This is a genomic window from Bacteroides sp. B1-V-101 (assembly GCF_023656585.1).
GTDB classification, from domain to species: domain Bacteria; phylum Bacteroidota; class Bacteroidia; order Bacteroidales; family Bacteroidaceae; genus Bacteroides; species Bacteroides thetaiotaomicron.
In genome coordinates this window covers 1-19,148 of sequence record NZ_JAMOKH010000039.1, presented here as the reverse complement: position 1 = coordinate 19,148, position 19,148 = coordinate 1, and the positions used below count along the sequence as shown (strand labels likewise).

7 protein-coding genes are annotated in these 19,148 nt (G+C 46.9%); all 7 read left to right on the top strand.

Features of this window, described 5'->3' with window-relative positions:
• Window positions 1-66 precede the first annotated feature (66 nt).
• Complete coding sequence (locus NBH01_RS21450) at window positions 67-4,329, top strand: hybrid sensor histidine kinase/response regulator transcription factor (RefSeq protein ID WP_011107220.1); 4,263 nt, start codon at window positions 67-69, stop codon at window positions 4,327-4,329.
• 229 nt (window positions 4,330-4,558) lie between these two features.
• The gene (locus NBH01_RS21445; RefSeq protein ID WP_225011977.1) at window positions 4,559-6,868 is read left to right on the top strand and encodes a LamG-like jellyroll fold domain-containing protein; all 2,310 of its coding nucleotides are present in this window, start codon (window positions 4,559-4,561) and stop codon (window positions 6,866-6,868) included.
• A gap of 19 nt (window positions 6,869-6,887) precedes the next feature.
• Entirely contained in the window at window positions 6,888-9,971 is a 3,084-nt protein-coding gene (locus tag NBH01_RS21440) for a SusC/RagA family TonB-linked outer membrane protein (protein ID WP_117980125.1), read from the top strand.
• A 12-nt stretch (window positions 9,972-9,983) separates the two neighbouring features.
• Window positions 9,984-11,759, top strand: a complete 1,776-nt coding sequence (locus NBH01_RS21435) for a RagB/SusD family nutrient uptake outer membrane protein (protein WP_250700291.1) — start codon at window positions 9,984-9,986, stop codon at window positions 11,757-11,759.
• Between the two features lie 4 nt (window positions 11,760-11,763).
• Window positions 11,764-14,913 carry a SusC/RagA family TonB-linked outer membrane protein gene (locus NBH01_RS21430; RefSeq protein WP_048696519.1) on the top strand — a complete coding sequence of 1,050 codons (3,150 nt, stop codon included), beginning with the start codon at window positions 11,764-11,766 and terminating at the stop codon, window positions 14,911-14,913.
• 25 nt (window positions 14,914-14,938) lie between these two features.
• The gene (locus NBH01_RS21425; RefSeq protein WP_117577293.1) at window positions 14,939-16,744 is read left to right on the top strand and encodes a RagB/SusD family nutrient uptake outer membrane protein; all 1,806 of its coding nucleotides are present in this window, start codon (window positions 14,939-14,941) and stop codon (window positions 16,742-16,744) included.
• Between the two features lie 34 nt (window positions 16,745-16,778).
• Entirely contained in the window at window positions 16,779-18,704 is a 1,926-nt protein-coding gene (locus NBH01_RS21420) for an arabinan endo-1,5-alpha-L-arabinosidase (RefSeq protein WP_250700290.1), read from the top strand.
• Window positions 18,705-19,148 lie beyond the last annotated feature (444 nt).

Genomic DNA, 19,148 nt, shown 5'->3' with positions numbered 1-19,148 from the left:
GAAGCTCTTCCCATTTTTGTGATTGAAGAGATTCTTCTAACTTTGCCCTTATTAATACGTACATATATGAAAAAACACCTACTTATATACCTTATAATATATAGTATCTGTTCACTGGCCGGACAGGTTCGGGCACAGGAACGGTTTGCCGACCGCTATAATATTACGTATGTGACCATGAACGAGGGGCTTCCACATAATTTTATCGACGATTTGTACAAAGACAGCCGGGGGTTTATGTGGATTTCGACTGCCGGAGGCGGGCTTTCCCGTTATGATGGCTATGAGTTTGTAAACTACACTCCCAATAATCACCAATGCAAACTAAAAAGCAACTTTATACGCAATGTCTGTGAAGACGCCTTCCAACGCCTTTGGATCGTCTCCGAAGGGGGAACGGATATTATTGACTTATCTACTTTAAAACCGATTATCCCCCATGACCCGAAAGGGATACTTCCAAAGATACTGGAACTACCGGCTACCCGTATCATGAAAGATACGCAAGGCTGTATCTGGCTTCATTGCGACAACGCCCTTCACCGTATCGAATTCAATGACAAAGGGGAAGTGCAAATCCTGTCTACACTCAGCCCTGTCTATCTGAATGGTCCGGACATTGCTCTGAAAGACATTGACGAGGATGGGAAAATATGGATGGGAAACAATGGAGAAATACGAAAAGTGGCATTAAGTCCGCAAAAGAGACTGGTAACCACTCCCATAGCCGACTGCCTGAAGTTCGAAGCGGGAACTTATATTTCGGATTTCCTCAGCAAAGAGAATGAAGTCTGGATCTCCAGTGACCGCGGACTATTCCGCTATAATAAAACTGGAAATGTGATAAAACGATATGAGCATGATTCCGGCAATCCCTATTCCCTGTCGCAAAATTATCTGACAAATTTAGCTATCACCGATGACAAACAATTAATCGTCGCGACACTACGTGGTATTAATATCTATAACCCGATGACGGATAATTTTGAACGTATAGCCTGTGACCTTCCAAATGGCGGCACCAATCTGCTGAACAGTAACTTTATTAATTGCATATTGACTGATGGAGAACATATCTGGTTCGGTACGGAAACCGGAGGTATCAATCTGTTGAATCCACGGCAACTATCGATACGGAGCTACCGGCATGACAAGGAAAATCCGTCAAGTTTATCCTATAATCCTGTCAATGCAATTTATGAAGATGTATACGGAACCTTATGGGTAGGGACAGTAGAAGGCGGACTGAACAGAAAAGAACGGAACAGCGAAGATTTCACCCATTATACACGTGAACACGGAGGGCTGAGTCACAACTCCGTCAGTGCCCTGACTGCCGATACCGACAATCACTTATGGATAGGTACATGGGGAGGAGGTCTCAATCTGCTTGATCTGAAAGCTCCCCGACAGATACTGGAGGTAATTTCCTCACAGACCGGCGGAGGCTTTCCGATTAACTTTATCGGAGTATTGAATTATGACCCTATTAATGAAGGTATATGGATAGGCGCCAATCAAGGACTCTATTTTTATGATCCGGTAAAAAAGGAAATAACTGCTCCGTTACCGGATAAGGCTGCTGAAAATATTCATGGCTGTATCGGTTCCATTATTGATAAGGAGGGTAAACTTTGGGTCGGTTGTCTGGAAGGGGTTTATATCATCGATCTGCATTCCCGTTCCTCTAAAGGAGAATTCCAGTACAGGCACCTGAACTACAAACTGGACGATCCGTCCTCCCGCCTGATTGAGAAAATAACCTGCTTTTATCAAGGTAAGGACGGTACTTTATGGCTGGGCAGTAACGGATATGGCATTTATCAACGAAAAATCGATGCTCAAGGAAAAGAACAGTTTATCTCTTATAGCACAGCGCAAGGACTACCGAACAATAGTGTTCGGGGAATACTGGAAGATAACAACGGTAACTTATGGATCAGTACCAATAATGGACTCTCCTGTTATCACCAGGCAGAGAATCGTTTCATTAACTATACCATACAGGATGGTCTGATTGACACACAGTTTTATTGGAACGCCTCATGTGGTTCTTCTCATGACTTACTCTATTTCGGCAGTGTAGGCGGATTGGTTGCAATCGAAAGTAATCGTCCGGCGATGTCTCTTCCAGCTGCCAAAGTACGTTTCACCCGCCTGCGGATAGGTAATGAAGAAATATTGCCGGGCAGCGAATACTTGTCGGAAGATATTGCCATAACGACGGAACTGAAACTGCATGAAAAAGAGAAATCTTTCTCACTCGAATTTGCAGCGCTCAACTTTGAATCAAACAATACAGCCATATACAGTTATCGTCTGGTCGGTTTTGACGATAAATGGGTACAGGTTCCGGGCAACCGTCGTTTCGCCAGTTATACGAATTTACCTCCCGGTTCATATACTCTACAGGTCAGATACACTCCTGATGGTGAGAACGAGGGAGAAAACATAACGGAACTGAAGATTACGATTGTACCTTATTTCTATAAGACTGTATGGTTTATTCTATTCATCATCGTATTGTTATCTGTCAGTGTATGGCAATTCTATCAATGGCGCATCCGTAATCTGAAACGGCAGAAAGAATATCTGCACCGCACGGTAGAAGAACGTACTCATGAACTGGAACAGCAAAAGCATCTGTTAGAAAATCAAACGGATGAGCTGTCACGCCAAAACCAGATGCTGATTCAGCAGAATGAGAAAATCACGAGGCAGAAGGCACAACTGATTCGTATGTCCCGTAAAGTGCAGGAATTGACGCTTGACAAGATTTCATTCTTTACGAATATTACCCATGAATTCCGCACTCCGATTACTCTCATTATCGGTCCTATCGAACGTGCGTTGAAATTAAGCTACAATCCGCAAGTCATTGAGCAATTGAACTTCGTGGAACGCAATTCCAAATATCTATTGTCTCTCGTCAATCAGTTGATGGATTTCCGGAAGGTAGAGTCCGGCAAACTGGAGATTGTGAAGACTCGGGGAAATTTTCTGAAATTTATCGATTCACTGATCACTCCGTTTGAAGTATTCGCCCAAGAGCGGAACATTGTGCTCAAACGCTATTACCGGATGGAAATGCCGGAGATCTTGTACGATGAGGAAGCAATGCGTAAGGTGGTCACCAATCTGTTGAGTAACGCTATCAAGTTTACTCCTAACGGGGGAACTGTGTCTCTCTACCTATCTGCTCTTTTCGCCAAAGACAGTGAAAAAGAGACTCTGTATATTTGCGTCAAGGACAGTGGTTCGGGCATCCCTGAGGAAGACCTCAATCGGATTTTCAACCGCTTCTACCAGTCGCAGAATCAAGTGAAATATCCGGTATACGGACAAGCAGGAACAGGCATCGGTTTATACCTCTGCAAACGGATTGTTCAAATGCACGGCGGAGAGATCAAAGCATTCAATAACCGTCATGCGGGATGCTCTTTCCGCATCCTCCTCCCCTTGCAACGAAATGAAAGGAAAGACGAAAAGACAATCATTATTGATCACAACGATTCGTCCGCAACTCCTGTTCAGGATTCCGGCTCTCCAAAAGAGAAAGAGGCTTTAAGTATACTGGTTGTGGAGGATAATGCTGATATGCGGGGATATATCCGGTCTATTCTTCGTGAACAGTATCATGTACTGGAAGCTGCCAATGGCGAAGAAGCATTACATATACTTAATAGTAATCCAATAGACTTTATTATCAGTGATTTGATGATGCCCGTCATGGACGGAATCGAGCTGTCCCGAAGGGTAAAGGAGACATTTGCCATTTCGCATATTCCTTTCCTGATGCTGACCGCCAAAACCTCACAAGAAGCCCGACTGGAAAGCTATCGTATGGGAGTGGACGAATATCTGCTGAAACCTTTTGATGAAACATTATTATTGGCCCGTATTCAGAATATTCTGGAGAACCGGAAACGATATCAACGTAAATTTACGCTTGATATGGACGTGGACGTACTTAATATGGAAGAAGAATCCGGTGATAAGAAGTTCCTCAATCAAGTAATGGAAGTTATCAAAGAGAACTACAAGAACTCCTATTTTGAAGTCAGCGATTTTTGTGAAGCCGTCGGAGTAAGCAAAAGCCTGCTGAACAAAAAACTGCAAAACTTAATCGGTCAGTCCGCCGGACAGTTCATCCGGAATTACAGACTGAACATCGCACGGGAATTGATTCTGAAGAATCGGGAAACGAAGAATATGAATATAGCGGAAGTTGCCTACGAAGTAGGATTCAATGATCCCAAATATTTTACAAGATGCTTCACGAAACATTTCAATGTGACACCAAGCGCACTGCTGAATAACGAAGAATAACTGATATAAGGGTTGCTATTATGAAACAATGATAGCAGCCCTTCGTCTTAAAATGAGCTCATTTTAAGAGACATCCGTCCAAGATTATACTCAAAGTGTAAAAAAGACACTTATATAACCGTTTATCCACCTCGAAAATTCATTTGTCCACCTTTAATATACTCATCGGTTGTATTTTTGCGACACTACAACGAGTAGAATTATTGTTGAACCATTAATATCAATATCTATGAAGACAAGGAAATGGCCGTTACTACTTATGGCAATTCTTACCGTTCTCAGCATGAGTTCTTGTCAGGATTGGGGAGAAGCCGATCCACCGGCAGGAAATCAAAAACTTCCAGCAAAGCCGGATACCTCCGCTAAATTAATAGCTGAATTTACATTTGACGAAGATTTCAACTCTACTGCCACCGAAGGCAAAACACCTATATCGGGGGAAGGTTTTGCATACAGTGCAGATCAAGAGATTCCGGAAATCGTACAAGATGATGAAAGAGAAAGTGGAGTTATGCACGCCAACGGCGGATACCTCCGCATTCCCAACCCTCTTATCGGTGCAGATATCCAGACAGGAGTCTCATTTAGTTTCTTCGTAAAATCTACTAAAACAGACCATACAGGCGCACTGATCTCATTCAGTGACGGAACAAACAAACTGTATTTCACTGCAAATGCTTTTTTGAGCTATACCGGCACAGGAGGCTATCTGGACGTAAATGATCCGGAAGTCAGTGTAACGAACGCAATGCCTTACGGGACATGGCATTATGTTGCCTTGACTTTCACAGAGAAAGGATACGCCATTTATATCGATGGCACCAAGAAATACGATACCAACAACCATGCCAGCATCAGTTCCGGAAAGACAAGGGCTGTGAGCGTAGGTGACTTCGATTATTCCAATATGATCGATTTATTGTCATCTGCGACCTATATATATTTAGGCTATGGTTCGGATACGGAAACAGCCGAAGCCTATTATGATGATCTGAAGATCTGGACAAATACTTTCTCGGACAGCGATGCTCAGGGACCGAATATCGGTAGCGGAATACATGTGCCCGATCCTGTTTATAAAGCTACTTTCGAAACGACTACCGGACTACAGATCATTGGCGGTGGCAGCTTTGTTACAGATGATAATAGCGCCTTCGGAACCGTATTCAAGAATATCCCCGGAGGAATGCGTCAGAATTACTTGTTGCTTCCGGAAGATGTAATGTCACATTCTGCCGAAACGAAGGAGATGTCTATCGGTATGTGGGTGAATGCGAAGGATGCCGGAATCTCATCCACTTATATGTGGTCACCATTATTCAGTGCTCACGGGCAGGCACCGGGCATAGCAGGTACTGCCAATACAGACAACTGGCCTATGTTTGCATTGTATGTAAGAGGAACATTACAACTGAATAATGCCGGATGGTGCAACTTTGATGATGCACAGAATGTAAATGGTACCAATGCTCTATATCATGACGCCACTGACTGGTTAGCCGATCACGGGTGGCATTACTATACAGTAACTCTCACCGCTACTTCCGCCAAAGTATATATGGATGGCGAACTGAAGAACGAATGGCAGGTGGCAGGTACCGGAGATAATAATACAATTGAAGGTGCATTCATTTATGGTGCCAACTACAAATACATCACTTTAGGCGGAAATCAGGCGTTCGACTGGGGCGATCCCGATCCGGGATTCATGTTTGACGACTTCGCAGTCTATAACAAAGAATTGTCTCCGGAACAGATCAAACAGATTATGGAAGACAAGACTTTGGCTCTGCCTACTCCTGTCTACATCAATACCTTTGAAGAAGGAACCGGAGATGCAAAAATCGTAGGTTCGGGCAAAATAGTTTCAGTGGAAGACAAAGGGTTCGGACAAATATTCCAGAATGTAGCCGGTTCTAAAGGCACTAATTATCTGATGTTGCCTCAGGATGCTCTTTCCCACTCCGTAGAATCTCAGGAAGTGAGTATTAGTGTATGGGTGAATGCCAAGAATGCAGGAGCATCGGACGATTATCGCTATTCTCCCCTATTCACGGCATACGGAAACGAGCCGTCGGCAGGATCAGAGAATATATGGCCATTGTTTGTCCTGCAATCCCGCGGACTTGCCCAAATAAACTGTAACGGATGGACAGACTTCACCGCCGCACAAAATGAGAAAGGTGTCAACACCGTTTATTGCTCGGAATATGCAGCAGATGGAATCGTTTGTGAGGAAGACTGGCTGAAGGATCATGAATGGCATCTTTACACAGCCGTTCTCACGTCTACCACCTGTAAAATCTACATTGACGGAGAAGTCGCCAACTCATGGACAGTATCGGGCAGCGGTGACGGCAATACCATCTCCGGAATATTCACCAACGGTGCAGACTTGAAATACATCTCATTGGGCGGAAACCAGGCATGGACATGGGCTGACCCTGATCCCGGATTTATGTTCGACGACATCGCTATCTACAACAAAGCACTGACAATCGATGAGATACAGGCTATTATGAAAAAGAAAAAGAATTAAACCTTAAAGTTTAGTATACATGAAAAATTTTATACTGATACTCTGCCTCGCCACATTCAGCCAATGGGTGTATGCGCAGAACAAGCAGATCACCGGACGGGTAGTTGATACCAAAGGCGAAGCCGCCATTGGTGCAAGCATACTTGAAAAAGGAACTACAAACGGAACCATTACCGACTTTGACGGTAATTTCAAACTGACGGTCGGACCGAAAGCCGTGTTACAAATCAGTTATATCGGTTATAAGACACAGGAAATACCAGTAGCCAACAAGACGAAACTGAATATCACTATGGAGGAAGACACGGAAGTGCTGGATGAAGTCGTAGTGGTCGGATACGGTGCGCAGAAGAAAGAAAGTGTGGTAGGTGCCATCTCGCAGGTTTCTTCCAAAGAACTGTTGAAATCTCCGGCAGCCAATATTTCACAAGCGATTGCCGGTAAGATTTCGGGTGTAATCACTTCTCAGACTTCCGGTGCGCCGGGGGCTGACGATATGAAGATTTATATCCGTGGCCGTGCTTCTTTCGCAGGAGACAACCAGCCGTTGATTTTAGTAGACGGTGTAGAACGCGAGTTCTCACAGATTGCTCCGGATGATATCGAATCGATCTCTACGTTGAAAGATGCTTCCGCTACTGCCGTATATGGTGTGCGTGGTGCAAACGGTGTGATGCTGATTACAACAAAACGCGGTAAGGAACAGAAACCGACTGTCAGCCTGACCGCCAACTGGCAAATACAGTCCCCTACCCGCCAGGATACTTATCTGGATTCTTACAATTCGGTTGTATTGCTGGAAGAAGCGCTGGCTAACGACGGACTGCCTTCTCAATATTCGGCATCCGACATCGAAATGTATAAAAGAGCCTCAGCAGGACAACTCAGCGGAATCGATGCCCTCCTCTACCCGAATGTAGACTGGTATGACACCGTTTTGCGAAACAGTGCACCGGCACAACGCTACAATGTCAATATACAGGGCGGTACCAAACGTATGCGTTACTTTACTTCTGCCGAATATTATAACCAACAGGGATTGTTCAAGGAATTCAGTCAGGACGAATACGGAAACAAGTCAAACTCCAGCTTCAAGCGTTTCGCTTTCCGTGCCAATCTCGACTTCCTGATGACCAAAGACCTGACTCTTTCCGTCAACTTCGGGACACGTTTCGAAGAACGCAGAGGACCGAACTCGAATGAATCGAGAGACGGAACTTACAGTCAGGCATTTTATGAAATGAATCATACACCGGGATGGTTGTTTCCGGTATCCTATACCGTAGGTGAAGGTGAAGACCAGAAGACATTGTACAGTGGCAGTTCACAATACCAGAATAATATCGTGGCACGTTTTGCCAAAGCCGGTTTCTACCGCTCCACCAATACGATCAATGAAACAAATTTCATTGTGGATTATAAGATGAACTGGCTCACCAAAGGGCTGGCAGCAAAAGGAATGTTATCTTTCGACTACGACGCTTACTATAGGCGTGCTTTCAATGCCGACTTTGCCACTTATGAGCTGAATGACCGTACTAATTACAATTCAATAGACGCCTATACCCAGTTCAATACGGACACGGAACTTGCTTATCTGGGCAATGACCAGACTACCACTTATAAACTTTACATGGAATTCCAGCTGAACTGGGCACGAAAATTCGGCAAACATGACATTACCGCTATGGCACTGTACAACCAAAATGACTACCGTTATCAGGCAGACCTTGCCGAACGTTACCAAGGACTGGTAGGGCGTGCCACATACGGCTACGACGACCGTTACCTGGCAGAAGTCAACTTCGGCTATAACGGTTCGGAAAACTTCATGCGAGGCAGACGCTTCGGTTTCTTCCCTTCTTTCTCCGTAGGATGGAGAATCAGCAACGAAGCTTTCATGAAAGGAACGGAGGAGTGGCTGAACAATCTGAAGATCCGTGCATCCTATGGTGAAGTAGGTAACGATGTATACAAAGTGAATGGCGTAAAACAACGTTTCCTGTATCAGGCAGTGTGGACACAGATAGCCAACGACTATCACTTCGGAACAACCGGATATACCGGTATCTATGAAAGCCAGTACCCTAACTATGCAGTGACTTGGGAACGTGCTCACAAATACAACCTGGGACTGGAATTTGGTTTATGGAACGGACTGCTGAACGGTAATATCGACGTATTCTACGAAAAGAGAAACGATATCCTGACTCCTTATCTCACCCGTCCGCAATGGGTTGGCGTCAATATGGCTGCCGGCAATCTGGGAGAAACCAACAACAAGGGTTTCGAAATCGAACTGAAACATGCGAACCATATCGGAAAGGACTTTACCTATAATGCAAGTCTGACTTTCTCACACGCCCGCAATGAAATCCGGAACATGGACGAACCCGCCACAAAGACAGCTTATCGCAAACAGGAAGGTCATCCGATCAACCAATACTTCGGTCTGGTGTGCGATGGTTTTGTAACCCAAGCCGACTTGAACAATCCCGATTTTCCGGTTTCTACTTTCGGCAATGTACAGGTAGGCGACCTGAAATACCGTGATATGAACGGAGACGGATTTATCGATAGCCGTGATGAAACATTTATCGGCTATAGCGATGTTCCCGAAAACACTTACGCCTTGTCTCTGGGATGCGAATACAAAGGCATCGGATTCAGCATCATGTTTCAGGGAGTAGATCATGTTTCCAGATATTATGATGCGGAAGCAATGTACGCTTTCGTGAATGGCGGTAAGGTAAAAGAACATCATCTGAATCGCTGGAATCCCAACCAGTCGGAAGCATACAACCTTGCCAATGCCAGCTATCCGCTGCTCCATTATGACAGCTACGGCGACCATAATCAGCGTAAGAACTCGTTCTTCCTGAAAAACGGTAACTTCCTCCGTCTGAAGAATATCGAACTAAGCTACTCGCTTCCGGCTAAATGGATCAGAAAAGTAGCCATGAACGAATGCCGCGTCTACGTGAATGCAAACAATCTCATCACATGGGATAAGCTGGATGGTCTTTGCGATCCGGAAAGTGAAGGTTCCAACCGTTACCCGATTATGAAGACTGTGAACTTTGGTGTAAACATTAAATTCTAACAGATATAAGACATGAAAAAGACAATCATATATACCGCCTTTTGGTTGGCAACCGCCGGAATCGCCCTGACTTCCTGTGAAGATATATTCGGTGGTTTTCTGGACAAACAACCCAGCAACGAACTAACAGAGGAAGAAGTATTCAGCCAATGGACTACCACCCGCGAGTTCCATTTCGATACTTACAACTTCCTGCGCCACGGTGCCTGCCGCATCAACAACTCATGGATGGATGCAGCTACCGACTTAGCCGAAACCAGCTACGCCAGCGGCGGCACGCGTACAAGTTTCAACATCGGCAACTATTATGCCAGCGGTGCCGCCACTGAACTCACCGGCACATGGGAACACTATTACCGGGGTATCCGCAAATGCAATATGCTATTAAAGAACATCGACGACGTGCCCAAAGCTACGGATGACTCGGAAGAAGCACACGCTACCTATGTGAAACAATACAAGGCGGAAGCTCATTTCCTCCGTGCTTATTTCTACTGGGAAATGTTTCTCCGCTACGGTCCCGTCCCTCTGGTTACAGATGTACTCGATCCGGACGGAGACTTGCTCAGCAACTATACCACCCGCCCTTCCTTGAAAGAATATGTAGTTGACTTCATTCTGAAAGAACTGAAAGATTGCGAAGAAGGATTGATGGATAAAGCTACTTCTGCCGAATCGGGCAACCCCGGACGTATCAGCCAGCCAATGGCACGTGCACTGTATTCACGTGTCATGCTCTACATGGCAAGCGACCGTTTCAGAAGTGAATCGGGTATCAGCTGGCAGCAAGCCGCCGATGCAGCGCAAAGCTTCATGACGGATTACGGAACACTCTACGGACTCTACACGACTGATACCGATCCGAAGACATGCTATACCAACGCCATCCTGAAGAACGCACATGACGAGAAAAATAATGAAACGATCTTCTGGCGTAATGATGTAGCTGTAGGATGGGGAGCGATCTATAACGATACGCCGGTAGGCGAAGGCGGCAACGGAGGTTTGTGCCCGTCACAGAATTTAGTGGATATGTACGATATGGCGAACGGACAGTCTCCTTTCAGCAGTTATGATGAAACCGGCGCCCCTGTTTATAATGGAACAGCCACTCCGACCATCAACAATGCCAGCGGATACAAGAGCAATGATCCTTACAGCAATCGTGATCCGCGTCTGGCGGCAACCGTGCTCTACAACGGTGTGAACTGGGGTAATGGCATAATTAATGTACTTAAAGGACAACGGGATAACCCGCAAGGAAATGCAAATGCAACGCCGACCGGATACTATACCCGCAAGTATATTCCGGAAGTGATCCTGAACAATAACCATACCGGCAGCAACTACCGTAACTGGATTATCATCCGCTATGCGGAAATCTTATTGAACTATGCAGAAGCCTTGAATGAAGCCGGCGGGTCACGTGCCGACGTACTGAATGCCATCCAGCCTCTCCGCGACCGTGTAGGGATGACTGCCAAACTCACAGACCGCAGCGATCTTCAGACCATTGCCGACCGCCGTAACTTCATCCGCAAGGAACGTACCGTCGAACTCGCTTTTGAAGATCATCGCGCATGGGACGTACGTCGCTGGAATGTAGCGGAAAAAGCATTGGCACGTCCTATCTACGGAATGGAGGTTACCAAGGAAAACGGAAAGTTTGTCTATACACGTAAAGTTGCCCAGAACCGGGTATTTACGGAGAAAATGTATCTCTACCCGATACCGGAAGGAGAAGTATGGAAAACGAATATCGAAAACAACCCGGGTTGGAACAATTAACTGAATGAATATGCAACCGATGAAATTAAATAACATACAGACAGGATTCAAAAGAATCCTGCTCACCGTAGCCACAGCTTTCATGCTGGGCAACGGATGGGCGCAAGATGCTAAAGTCCTGAAAGGACGAATCGTAAATGCAGAGGGTGAACCTATCGCAGGTGCGGTGGTCAACGTAGCGGAAGCAAGCCGCATCGCACTCTCGGACAAGGACGGTTTCTTCACTTTGAAGAATGTAAAACCTGCCGACGAGCTTTATGTAAGCAGCGTAGGTTATCTGCCGACAACGGCCATTGCCGACTTCGAAGAGAATTTCAAGATTGTCATGGATGCCGACTTGGATGAATATGCTCATACAACTCCGCTTCCTTTCAACCGCAAACCCAAGAAGTTTGTGACAGAGTCCACCTCCATCGTCACCGGAGAAGAACTGGAAAAACATCCGGTAACCGTTTTGCAGAATGCGTTTACCTCCACTGTCACCGGTGTAGAGACGTATGAGGCGCAATCCGAACCGGGATGGAGTGAAACGGCTATGTATATCCGTGGCATCCGTACCATGAATGCCAGCGCACGCAGTCCGCTGATCATCGTTGACAATGTGGAACGTGACCTCTCATTCCTCGATGCCTACCCTATTGAATCGATTACGATATTGAAGGATGCCGCCGCTACCGCTATCTATGGAATGCGTGGAGCCAACGGTGCAGTACTCGTAACGACCAAACGCGGAGAAACCGGTAAGACTAAAATCAACTTCACACAAGAAGTCGGCTTCCAGACTATTGCCGGAATTCCCGAAAGCCAGAATTCTTATAACTATGCGCTGAGCCGTAATCAGGCACGATACCTGGACGGATTAAGTCCCGAATATTCCGATGAAGACCTGGAATACTACCGTCGTGTCTGCAACGGTGAGCAGTTGGAAGGAATGGCCAAATACAAATACTTCAATACGAACTGGCACGACACCATGCTGCGGGATGCAGCTCCGCAATACCGTACCAACCTGTCTGTCAGCGGTGGTAATGCACGTGCACGCTACTATGTCTCCTTCTCTTATCTCCGCCAGGAAGGTTTGTTCGACACCAAATGGACGGAATGGAACGAAGGATACAGCACACAGGAAGTATTGAACCGTTACAACCTGCGTTCGAACATCGACATCGATGTAAACAAGTTTCTGAATGTATCGATGGACTTGGGCGGACGTATCGACAATATCTCCCAACCGGGCATTGACGTATGGAACCTCTTTACCTGGGGAGCCGGCGAAAATCTTCCGGTGTATCCCGTATTCTGCCCAAACGGTGAATTCTTTATGCCGACCAGCAGCGACAGTAAAAACGGTGCCGCACAAATCGCCGGACGTGGTGTGGAACAGAACCGCCGCCGTAACCTCTATACAACCGTAACGGCTACCGGAAACCTGGATGCCCTCGTTCCCGGACTGAAAGCCAAGATGACGTTCAGTTTCGACTCTTACGAAACATTCCAGAAGGTGCAGCAAGCCGATGTCAATGTCTACTACTATAACTATATGGCTGATGTCAACGACCCGTCGGAATATACATACCAACGCATGAGAACGTACAAAGCATTGCCCAATGCCACCACTTCTCCACGCGACTATTACTATAATCTCAATATGAACGGTGGACTGGCATACGAACATACATTCGGCAAACATGCCGTCAATGCTCAGGCTTTTATCCGTACTTATCAGAATGTAGTACGCGGACAGGAATCATCCAACCGCTACCTCTCTTACAATGCACAGGCTACATATGTATATAACAACCGGTATATCCTTTCCGGTAATATCTCCCGCATGGGCAGTGATAATTATGCCGACGGCGAACGCTTCGGAACATTCCCCGGCGGTTCCGTGGGATGGGTACTTTCTGAAGAATCATGGCTGAAGAACTCGTTCGTGAATCTCCTGAAACTCCGTGCTTCTTACGGACGGGCGGGACAAGCCGTAACAGGCGTCAGCCGCTACCCGTACCAAGGTACATTCACCGAAGGAAACGGTTATAATTTCGGTACTTCCCAATCTTACACGGAGGGTGTATATGAATCGACAGCCGGCAACAAGAATATCAAATGGGAAATCTCGGACATGGCAAACTTCGGCGTTGACTTCGACTTGTGGAACAAGAAAATCTACGGTTCCGTAGACTTCTTTAAGGAATGGCGTTCCAATATTCTGGTATCCCGTTCCACCGTGCCCGGCTTATTCGGTGTAAACGCCCCGCAAGACTCTTACGGCAAGGCCGAAACGAAAGGTTTTGAAGTCACTTTAGGACATAGCAACCGGATCGGTGATTTTGAATACTATATCGACGGTATGCTGACCTTCAACACCAACAAGATCACCGAAATGGATGAACTGACTCCCGATTACGCTTATCAGGCAAGAACCGGCAACCGGATCGACCAGAGCCAGCTCCTGATCTGGAAACAATGGGCCAGTAATCCCGACCTGATTCCGGAGTCGTATGAAGATGCCGTTGCCAATCCTCAGAAATATCCGTGGAACGCTGCCGGTAAATACAAGCTCGGCAATGCCGTATTCCAGGATACGAACGGCGACCGTAAAATAGACAGCTACGACAAAGTACCGACCGGATACACGAATATTCCGGAATTAATCCCGACCATCCGTTTAGGTTTTAGCTGGAAAGGGTTCGATGCACGTGCCGTACTGACTGCCTATCTGAACCGTACCGTACCCTGCCGTGAGAATATGGACTATGGTTTCGGCTGGGGAGGTACTTCCACTCACGAAATCACCAATACATGGGGATATTATACCGATGATCCGACAGACCCGCGCAATATCAACGCCAAATATCCGCGTTTGTCTACTTCCTTCAGTGACCTCGACCGGAACTATCCATACAATGAGTCTACCATCTGGGTAGTCAACGGAGACTTCCTTTCATTGCGCAATGTGGAAGTCGGCTACTCGCTTCCTGCACGATTGATTTCTAAAGTCAATATGACAAAATGCCGTCTTTACTTCAGCGGCTACAACCTGTGCAACTGGAGCCATCTGCCTAAAGGCTTTGATCCGGAAAACCCGACCAACTATATCTGGGCATATCCCAAGACACGTTCATTTACGTTCGGTGTGAATATCGGATTCTAATCATTCAATAAAACAGCAAAGAATTATGAAAAGAATATCAACTTATATAGCTACTCTGGTCCTCGCACTCGCAGGCAGTTCGTGCAGCGACTACCTCGACAAAGAGTACGACGCCTCCTTGTCTGAAAAGAAAGTGTTCAATAACCAGAACCTGACACGCGAGTTCCTCGCCAACATCTACACGAATCTGCCGGACGGGCTGGCGCCACTGTCGGACGACCAGTTCACAGGTGCTTCACGCGACTGTATGACGGATAATGCAGTGACCTGCTGGGGACTTCATTATTATACAAAGATCGGCAGCGACGGATACACCGCCGGCGACCATCCCCTGCTGGGCTTCTGGAACACCGACTTATACGGGATTCGGAAATGTAATATGTTTCTGAAGAACGCCAAGGCATCCGTAGTAGGAAATACGGAGAAAGACGGCGACGACAACCGCCTTTACGACCGTTACTGCGCAGAAGCCAGACTGCTTCGCGCTATCTTCCATTTCGACTTAATCTGCTGGTTCGGCGCTGCCCCTGTCATTGCGGAAGATGAATCCGGCGAACCGATCATCTTCGACTTGTCCGATCCTTCGGCAATGAACATGTTCCGTACTCCCGCTGCCGAAGCACTTGAATGGGTAGCCGACCAATGCGACCAGATCAAAAACCAGCTCCCTTTCCGCTACAGCGATGAAGCATCCAACTGGGGACGTGTCAACGGAGCCGCCGCTTATGCTTTAAAGGCAAGAGCCCTGCTCTACCGTGCTTCCAAACTGAACAATCCGGACGGCAACACCGCATACTGGGCGAATGCAGCGCAGGCAGCAGCCGATTTCATCACTCAGAATAACAAGCAAAGTTCCCCTTACCGACTGTACAATACGGGAAATCCGGAGAATGACTATTACGAATGTTTCACGACCAATCCGGTATACAACAATGAAATTATCCTTGCACGCTCCGTATGGAATACCAATCAGGTAGAAAAAGTATTCCTGCCGGTAGGCTTTACCGGTTCCTTCTCCGGAAACGGACGTACCAACCCGACACAGAATCTGGTGGACGCTTACGAAATGAGCAACGGCAAACGGATCGATGAGAACGGCAGTACCTACGATGCCGCCAATCCGTATAAAGACCGTGACCCGCGTCTGGCACAAACCATCTTCTATCAGGGAATGATGTGGGGACGTGCCGACAAAGAAGAAAGACGCGCCATCGATGTACGCTACAACTCGGATGCGGACAAAGGAGTGGATTACACTTCAGCCATGGGAGGCACCTACACCGGATACTATCTGAAAAAGTTCGTGAATAACATATCCTGCAAAGAACCGGCCACCTATCCTCACGCATGGATGATTTTCCGTTATGGCGAAATTCTGCTGAATGCCGCCGAAGCCTATAATGAAGCGGAAGGTCCTGCCAAGGCATACAGTTACATCAATGAGGTACGCGCCCGTGCCGGTATGCCGGCCTACGCAGATATGTCGCAAAGTGAACTCCGCGAACGTATCCGCAACGAAAGACGCATCGAACTGGCTTTCGAAGATCATCGTTTCTTCGATGTACGCCGCTGGAAACTATATGACAATGTAACCTCTACGGGAGAAACCGGAAAGCCCCGTTACAACCAGTTGCTGAATCTTTATGGAGTGAAGGTCACCGGCAACGCAGATACTCCCTCCTATACCTTCGGACTGGCAGAAACGGTCAATTCACGCACGTTTGTCAATCCCAAGAGTTACTACTTCCCGATACCTGCCAACGAAGTGAAACGAGCACCCAATCTGGGACAGAATCCGGGATGGGACACCGGAAGCGCTTCTAACGAATAAACATCAAAACAATCTAAAAAAGAAAGACTGAGATATGAAATACTTAAAGACCATCTATCTTCTACTCTGTTGCACGCTCGCTCTGGCAGCGTGCAGCGACGACGATGAAAACTCCGCATCAGGAGCTTTAAGCATCACAACGCCGGCATATACGAATGTGGGGTATAACAAAGCAACCTTATCCGCCAATATCAGCGGAACGGAAGGAGTGAATATCGTCAAACGGGGATTCTGCTACGCCACGGCATCCCATCCGGACATTTATGACACGACCTCCGAAGTCAGAGGATCGGAAATCAGTACGACCCTGACCGGCCTGACTCCACAAACGACGTATTACGTAAGAGCCTTTGTCACCCTTTACAACGAAGAGCCCAGATACTCGGAGGAAACTTCTTTCACGACTCCCGCCGAGACACTGAGCGATGAACTGGCAGCGTACGAAGCACCCACGTATGTAGACGACTACACAAGTTTCTCAGCCTGGAGCAACCGTTATGACTGGAACCTTGCCAACGTACACGACCCTACGGTAATGAAAACCGATGACGGATATTACTATATGTATCAGACAGACGCTTCTTACGGCAACGCGCACAGCGGAAACGGACACTTCCACGCACGGCGTTCCAAAGACCTCGTAAACTGGGAGTACCTGGGAGCAACTATGAGTGAAACGCCCCCGACATGGATCAAAGAAAAGCTGAATGCCTACCGTCAGGAGATGGGACTGGAACCGATTGACAATCCGTCTTACGGATACTGGGCACCTGTTGCACGAAAAGTATCGAACGGAAAATACCGTATGTATTATTCCATCGTAATCACGAACTACATCCAAACCGGAAAACCGGAAATTGAGAACAACGGCAACTTTGACGGTTCATGGACCGAACGCGCGTTTATCGGACTGATGGAAACTTCCGATCCGGCAAGTAATATATGGGAAGACAAAGGATTCGTTGTCTGCTCTGCCAGCGATAAAGGAAAGACGGATTATGGGCGCAGCAGCATCAATGACTGGGAAGGGTATTTTAAAATCAATGCGATCGACCCTACTTATATAATAACGGAAAATGGCGAACACTGGCTGATCTATGGTTCATGGCACAGCGGTATCGCTGCCCTACAGGTAAATCCGGAAGACGGCAAACCGCTGAATGCTTTGGGAAATCCCTGGGACATCACAGGGGAAGACAATTCGGGTTATGGAAAGATAATCGCCACACGTGGCACCAGCCGCTGGCAGGCATCCGAAGGTCCCGAAGTGATCTATCGTGACGGTTATTACTATCTGTTCCTGGCTTACGGTTCACTGTCGGTAGAATATAATACACGTGTCTGCCGTTCTAAAAACATCGACGGCCCTTATGTAGACATACACGGAAATTCCGCTATGGGAAGCGCGCAACTATATCCGATACTGACTGCTCCTTACCGGTTCGACAACAGCTACGGCTGGGTAGGAATTTCCCATTGCGGCATCTTCGATGACGGAGCCGGCAACTGGTTCTATACTTCACAAGGACGTTTCCCTGTGAACGTAGGCGGCAATGAATACTCCAACGCCATCATGATGGGACATGTACGCAGCATCCGCTGGGATGCCAACGGCTGGCCTCTCGTTATGCCCGAACGTTACGGAGCCGTTCCGCAAGCGCCTATCACGGAAAATGAAATAGCCGGAGACTGGGAACATCTGGCATTGACCACCAGTACGGGCACCCAACGAACGTCCGAAACGATGACTTATGATCTCGGTACGCATAAGATAACTTCCGGCAGCTGGAAAAATGCTACATGGACATTTGATGCAGCGACTCAAACCATCACGACAAGCGCCGGAGTAGTACTCTATCTGCAACGTGAAGTCGACTGGGAAGCCAGTCCGCGGACACATACGATTGTGTATGCGGGCCAGGGTAATCAAAAGACATATTGGGGGAAGAAACTCCAATAACCCTCTATAGAAAAATAAATATGTGTTTTGCTGTCACCGTCACAAAGCAGAGCATAACTCGCTTATAATGAAGAAGTAAAGCAGTGACAGCAACTAGTGACAGCACTGTGATGGCAATTTTTGCTGTCACAGTGCTGCTATATCTACCGGACTTTGCCGACAGGTCATGCGTAGGTCCATTCGTTTCCATATGCCGGAACCAACGGTTCCAAGCGGATGAAACTCTAGTTTCAAGCAGAGGAAACTTTAGTTTCAAACTGAAGAAACTTTAGTTTCAAGCTGGTGAAACTCTGGTTCCAAGCCCCAGAAACTATCCAGCTCTATGTACTTCCCTAATAATGGTTGACTTGTTTATCTCTAATAGCTGCTATGTGTTGACTAGAAATATTACTAACCCTGGCAGCTGTTTACTTTATTATTTATTATTCCTGCCTCCGGTTTACT